Annotated in this window: 8 protein-coding genes; 3 read left to right on the top strand and 5 right to left on the bottom strand. The window is 43.7% G+C overall.

Annotation, left to right across the window (positions count from 1 at the left end):
• Window positions 1-5 precede the first annotated feature (5 nt).
• A complete protein-coding gene (locus tag B9J84_RS13510) occupies window positions 6-338 on the bottom strand; it encodes a Grx4 family monothiol glutaredoxin (protein WP_010318865.1) in 333 nt (110 codons plus the stop codon).
• Between the two features lie 241 nt (window positions 339-579).
• Here B9J84_RS13510 and sodB point away from each other — a divergent pair, with 241 nt between their 5' ends.
• From sodB to B9J84_RS13495, 3 genes are all read left to right on the top strand, one after another.
• Window positions 580-1,164: a superoxide dismutase [Fe] gene (sodB, locus tag B9J84_RS13505; RefSeq protein WP_010318866.1), complete on the top strand. Its 585-nt coding sequence runs from the start codon at window positions 580-582 to the stop codon at window positions 1,162-1,164.
• 122 nt (window positions 1,165-1,286) lie between these two features.
• Window positions 1,287-1,790, top strand: coding sequence for a VC2046/SO_2500 family protein (locus B9J84_RS13500; RefSeq protein WP_026028396.1), 504 nt, complete (start codon window positions 1,287-1,289; stop codon window positions 1,788-1,790).
• A gap of 233 nt (window positions 1,791-2,023) precedes the next feature.
• Complete coding sequence (locus tag B9J84_RS13495; protein ID WP_370685854.1) at window positions 2,024-2,650, top strand: SDR family oxidoreductase; 627 nt, start codon at window positions 2,024-2,026, stop codon at window positions 2,648-2,650.
• A 33-nt stretch (window positions 2,651-2,683) separates the two neighbouring features.
• Here B9J84_RS13495 and B9J84_RS13490 read toward each other — a convergent pair whose 3' ends face one another.
• From B9J84_RS13490 to B9J84_RS13475, 4 genes are all read right to left on the bottom strand, one after another.
• The gene (locus tag B9J84_RS13490; protein WP_094124356.1) at window positions 2,684-3,448 is read right to left on the bottom strand and encodes a VacJ family lipoprotein; all 765 of its coding nucleotides are present in this window, start codon (window positions 3,446-3,448) and stop codon (window positions 2,684-2,686) included.
• A 69-nt stretch (window positions 3,449-3,517) separates the two neighbouring features.
• The gene (gene ccmI / locus B9J84_RS13485; protein WP_094124355.1) at window positions 3,518-4,735 is read right to left on the bottom strand and encodes a c-type cytochrome biogenesis protein CcmI; all 1,218 of its coding nucleotides are present in this window, start codon (window positions 4,733-4,735) and stop codon (window positions 3,518-3,520) included.
• Window positions 4,735-5,232 carry a cytochrome c-type biogenesis protein gene (locus B9J84_RS13480; RefSeq protein WP_017042542.1) on the bottom strand — a complete coding sequence of 166 codons (498 nt, stop codon included), beginning with the start codon at window positions 5,230-5,232 and terminating at the stop codon, window positions 4,735-4,737. The genes ccmI and B9J84_RS13480 overlap by 1 nt, the downstream gene beginning before the upstream one ends.
• A partial coding sequence (locus tag B9J84_RS13475; RefSeq protein ID WP_404207359.1) for a redoxin family protein occupies window positions 5,232-5,411 on the bottom strand: 180 nt, incomplete at its 5' end. The genes B9J84_RS13480 and B9J84_RS13475, both read right to left, overlap by 1 nt.

The following is a 5,411-nucleotide window of genomic DNA, read 5'->3' as shown; positions in this document are numbered from 1 at the left end:
CAGTATTACTCTTCATTGCCTGCACGTGCAGCGGCTTCTTTCACTAAAGGTTGCAGTTCGCCTTTTTGGAACATTTCGATAATGATGTCACAACCACCAATCAACTCACCTTCAATCCACAATTGTGGAAAAGTAGGCCACTGTGCGTATACAGGCAGCTCAGCGCGGATATCTGGGTTTTGCAGAATATCCACATAAGCAAATTTCTCACCGCAAGCCATCAAAGCCTGCGCAGCTTGAGAAGAGAATCCGCAACTTGGTAGCTTAGGAGAGCCTTTCATGTATAGCAGAATGGCATTTTCTTCAAGTTGCTGTTTAATTTTATCAATAGTTTCCATTGCTTCCTCTTAATGGGATAGTGCGGTTTGTTACTGACATTCTAAATCATTAATAGAGAATAAAAAGCACATATTATTTATGGATATCCTGCCTATACAACAATTTTCAATATTAGGACTTTTAATAAAGTAAAAACTTGCTAAAATACCTTCAAGTCAGTCGTATCGACGAATATCATTATAATATCTGGAAGCTACTGAAAGAGACTTTCACTCTTTCTACACAACGGAGAATCGAGCAATGTCATTCGAATTACCAGCTTTGCCTTACGCTAAAGACGCTCTAGAACCACACATTTCAGCCGAAACACTAGATTTCCACCACGGTAAGCACCACAACACTTACGTTGTGAAGCTTAACGGCCTTATTCCTGGCACTGAATTTGAAGGTAAATCTCTCGAAGAGATCATCAAGACTTCAACTGGTGGCGTATTTAATAACGCCGCTCAAATTTGGAACCACACCTTCTATTGGCACTGCCTTGCACCAAATGCAGGTGGCGAACCAACAGGTGCCGTTGCAGACGCAATCAACGCCGCATTTGGTTCTTTTGAAGCTTTTAAAGCAAAATTCACTGACTCAGCGATCAATAACTTTGGTTCATCTTGGACTTGGTTGGTGAAAAATGCGGATGGTTCTTTAGAGATCATCAACACTTCAAATGCAGCCACACCACTGACTCACGAAGGTGTGACTCCGCTACTGACGGTTGATCTGTGGGAACACGCTTACTACATCGATTACCGTAACCTACGCCCTGACTACATGAATGGTTTCTGGGCACTGGTTAACTGGGCATTCGTTGCAGAAAACCTAGCAAAATAACCTTTTCCCCTTGGATTGGTATTTAGTCATATGAAAAGCCTGCTTTATCGCAGGCTTTTTTGTTATTTTATCTAAAGTTATCTGCTTTCTCGCCGCTAAAAGTGCATCGGTTGGAGAGGCAAATGCAAGTACATACATTAGATAAAGCCAGTATTATAAACGAGCTTCAATTTGGCTCGGGGCTAAGCCATGCTGTCCAGCAAGGACGCCGTGCGGACTTTGCACTCATACTGTCGATGTTTTCTAACGATGTACGCGACAACACTCCTGTTGAACGTATTGAAAACCCACCCACTAGTGATGAATTGTTACGTAAGCGATTTGAGCTTACGGAGCCTCAAGCACTGCGTTCCGACCAAAGCTCTTACGCTGTTTCAGCAAAACAGGCCGAGCTTTTCCATCACGGAGGGCTCGCCAGTGCGAAACTCAGTCACTACTTGACTCCTGAAGTACTCGCCTATTTGCCTGAAGATACGCATGATTTACCCGAAGAGGTATATCTTAATCTGTCAGGACATGAGCGAAGGCATCTTGCCTCCCCCTCAAACGTTGAGCTCTTAGTTGCCGATCTGTCGGTTCAACTCACCGTTGCCCACCGGCGAGATCAGATCCGCACCCAAGTTTGATGTCTTGTATGTAACACAAAACGACATTCTCTAGATCAGAATGTGAGTATGACCAAAAAAAACACATACCACGCTCGCTTAGGCTGAGTAATTTGATGTTATTCACACCCTACCCACAGTTAATCAACCATCCTATTGAGACTAAATCCCGCTACAACAATAAAACAAACAATAGGGTGAGGCACCCAATGGATATAAAAAGTGCAATAATATTAATCACTTCAGCAAGTTCGATGCTTGGTAGCACGCTGGCCGTTCATTTCGCACATTTAGGTGCAAAAATTATTTTGTGTGACCAAGACAAATTTGGATTAATGGAAACCTTTGCTCGTTGCAAAGCGATCTCTCAGGATGTTCATTATTACCACACACCAGATTACTCTTTAGAAACGATCCATCGGCTGTTCGATTTTATTGATCAAACCTATCATGGGGCACCGGATGTACTGGTCAATAATTGGCCAAACGCATCCCTCCCCCCCTTGATAGGTGAACAACGAGCTGAAGTCTTTCTTCAGAAGCTCGCCATGATGGCCTCAACTTTATTCACTTTTGGTCAAGCAAGTGCTGAGCGAATGCGTATTAACAACAAACCAGGTGTGATTGTGAACGTCATTTCTCAAAATGATGAGTATGACCTAGCGGGAATTGAAAATGCGAATTCTATGGTTTCTGGTTTCACGCAGAGTTGGGCAAAAGAACTAACCCCTTTCAACATAAGGGTCGGAGGCGTAGTGCCTAGCGCAAAAGGTGATGTAGATGAGAAGCCCCATTGGGCTGAGCTGCAAGATGAATTGATCCGCAATACGGAATACATCGTCGCTAACGAATACTTTAGCGGACGTGTGATGTCGGCCTAGCTAGCAGTACAAGGCCGACCTACATGGGTATGATTAAAACCCTTCTTCCAGATAATCGTCGAGATACTCTTCTTCCGATTCATCGTACGTTTGGGTATCAATTTCTGCTTTAAAATCTTGGCGTTGTAAATAAACATCGCGAGTTAATGAATATGGATCTGGGGAGTTTTCCAACGTCACTTCTTGAGGAACGAGCCTTGCTCGGGTCTCCAATCCTTCCAGAGCCCATTTGCCTAGGCCAGCCCAGACATTGAGATAAGAAAGTGGTATATACAAGCCATCCACAACATCTGTGGTTTCTCGAATCGTGTAGGGCCCGTATCCAGGAATCATTAAATATGGACCATTACCAACACCATAATGACCTACCGCATCACTAAACGCTTTTTCATTGTGTTTGGTGATGCCCGCTTCTGACGCAATATCAATCATCCCAAACAGGCCTAAGGTGCTATTAATCCAAAAGCGGTTAAAGTGGTCAACGGCTTTCGTACCATTACCCATCAATATGTTGTTGATAATGCTTGAAGGTTCATCAAGGTTTGACAAAACATTGGCGATCGTTTTTCTAATTGGGTGTGGAATGTAATCCACGTAGGCAATCGCAACAGGGCGAACCAAGTATGGATCGATATAATCGTAGTTGATTGTCCACATTGATCGGTTAAAAACCTCAAAAGGATCGCCCGACTGCGTTTGATTTGATTCGGCTGACGTTGAATCCGGAGCGCTTGCACACCCTGCTAATACGAAAAGGAACAGCATAGGGCATATCAGTCGGGATAGGCGGCTTATCATTATTTATTTCCATGTATAAAGGCCGATGAGACATCGGCCTATCAATACGTTAATTGTATATAAGTGCTATTAATACTGCTTATTGATCACAACTTCAACAGGTTGACCGAGGCTCATGGGAGCACTTTCACCAAACCAATCACCTTGTTTGGTTGAAACATTGCCATCCGTATCCAAGCGTACTCGAACAATAAGCTGTGCAAGGTCGGATAACTTCCGACCCTGAACCATGCTATTGCTATCATCTAACACAACCTTAATAGGAAATTGAGTCAGTGGATAACGCGCTGCGGCAACAGGCATAGGTGCACCATCAGAACTGTGCACAGAGACTATGAGTACTGCATTTTGTTCAAGAGTCACACCATCACCGAGTGAGATGGTGACAGGAACCATTTTCCCATCGATAGCTTTAGGCTGCATTTTGCTTTGTGCTCTTTCAATACTGCGCGAAAGCATCTCATAACGGCTATCTTCAGGGCCAATCATCTGCTGCATTAATCGCCAATACTTCATCGCCGCTCGGTAATCCTGGCGTTCAAACGCATCAAACGCAAGTAGTGAAAACACGCGTAGATCAACATAATCTTGTTGTACTAATGCCGTTAAAATTTCACGTGCTTGATTTTGGTCAAGCTCATCTTGTGACAACATTAATGCTTGCGCATAGCCCAACTTCACATCTGCATCTTTTGGATCTAACGCATACGCTTTTTTCATTGAGCCAATCGATGTTTCTATATCTCTGTTAGCAAGTCCAATACGTCCAAGCAGCAACCACCCAGTCGCATCTTGAGGCTGATAATGCAGACGAGTGCGCAGCGCCAGTGTGAGATCATTCATCTCATCATCACTTAAGGCAGCACCTTCTGGTGACATCATTTTTTTTGAGAGTGCAGGTAAGTTAGCGTTCACTTGCTGCCACTGCTCCACTTGACTAGCCGCGCCAAATTTTAGGTAAAAGCCATAGCTTAAGATAACGAGCAATAAAATCGAGGGGATCAAAACAACCATCGGTAACACATGTGAAGAATTTCCTTGCACCGATTGCGCAGGAATATCATCCAATAGCGACTGTTTCAGATCAGCAATCAGCTCTTGTTCGCTGTCAACCAACCCTTCTTGCGTCTCTTCGTGTAACTCTGCAAGGCGGTTTTTAAAGATCGCTTTGTTCAATTCATCACGCAGCGCTGCATCGTTGTTCGCTCTGTTTTTGAGGATCGGCAGTGCAATGAAGACACAACCAAAGAAGGTCAGAATGAGGGTAGATAACCAAAAAAACGTCATTATTGTTTGTCTCCATGCTTCTCATCATCAACCGCGTCTTCGGCGAGCAACTGATTTAATCGCTCTTCCTTTTCGGCATCCCAAACTTCACCATTTTGAGCGGTTGATGCTTTACGACGTTTGCTGCGTAATACAATAAAACCAAAACCCAGAAACACCACACTCAAAGGACCTAGCCATAAGATGGAAGTCGCCAAAGTCAACGGTGGGTTATAGGTCACAAAGTTGCCGTAACGTGCAATCATGTAGTCAACAATGTCTTGTTCAGACTTACCTTGTTTGGTCATTTCATAGACTTTATTACGTAAGTCCTGTGCTAATGCAGCATTTGAGTCGGCAATAGTATTGTTTTGACACTTTGGACAACGCAATGTATTGCTCAACTCTTTGAATTGCTGCTCTTGCTGTGGATTATCAAACTCGTACACTTCAATTGCAGATTGCACAGAAAATACCAAAGCAAAGCTAGCAATGATCGATAATATAAAACGCTTCATTACTTCGCTTCCTCTAGAAGTTTCTGATACATAGGTTGCAAAGTTGTTTGCCAATTGGTTGGATTAACATCCCCCACATGGCGGTAACGAATAACGCCGTTGGCATCAATGAGAAAGGTTTCCGGCGCACCGTAAACGCCGAGATCTAACCCTAGCATACCATTACCATCGAACAGGGA

The sequence above is a fragment of the Vibrio sp. V03_P4A6T147 genome (genome assembly GCF_002241085.1).
Taxonomy (GTDB): domain Bacteria; phylum Pseudomonadota; class Gammaproteobacteria; order Enterobacterales; family Vibrionaceae; genus Vibrio; species Vibrio anguillarum.
Note: the sequence above shows the minus strand (reverse complement) of the source record. Positions and strands in the feature narration are given on the sequence as shown.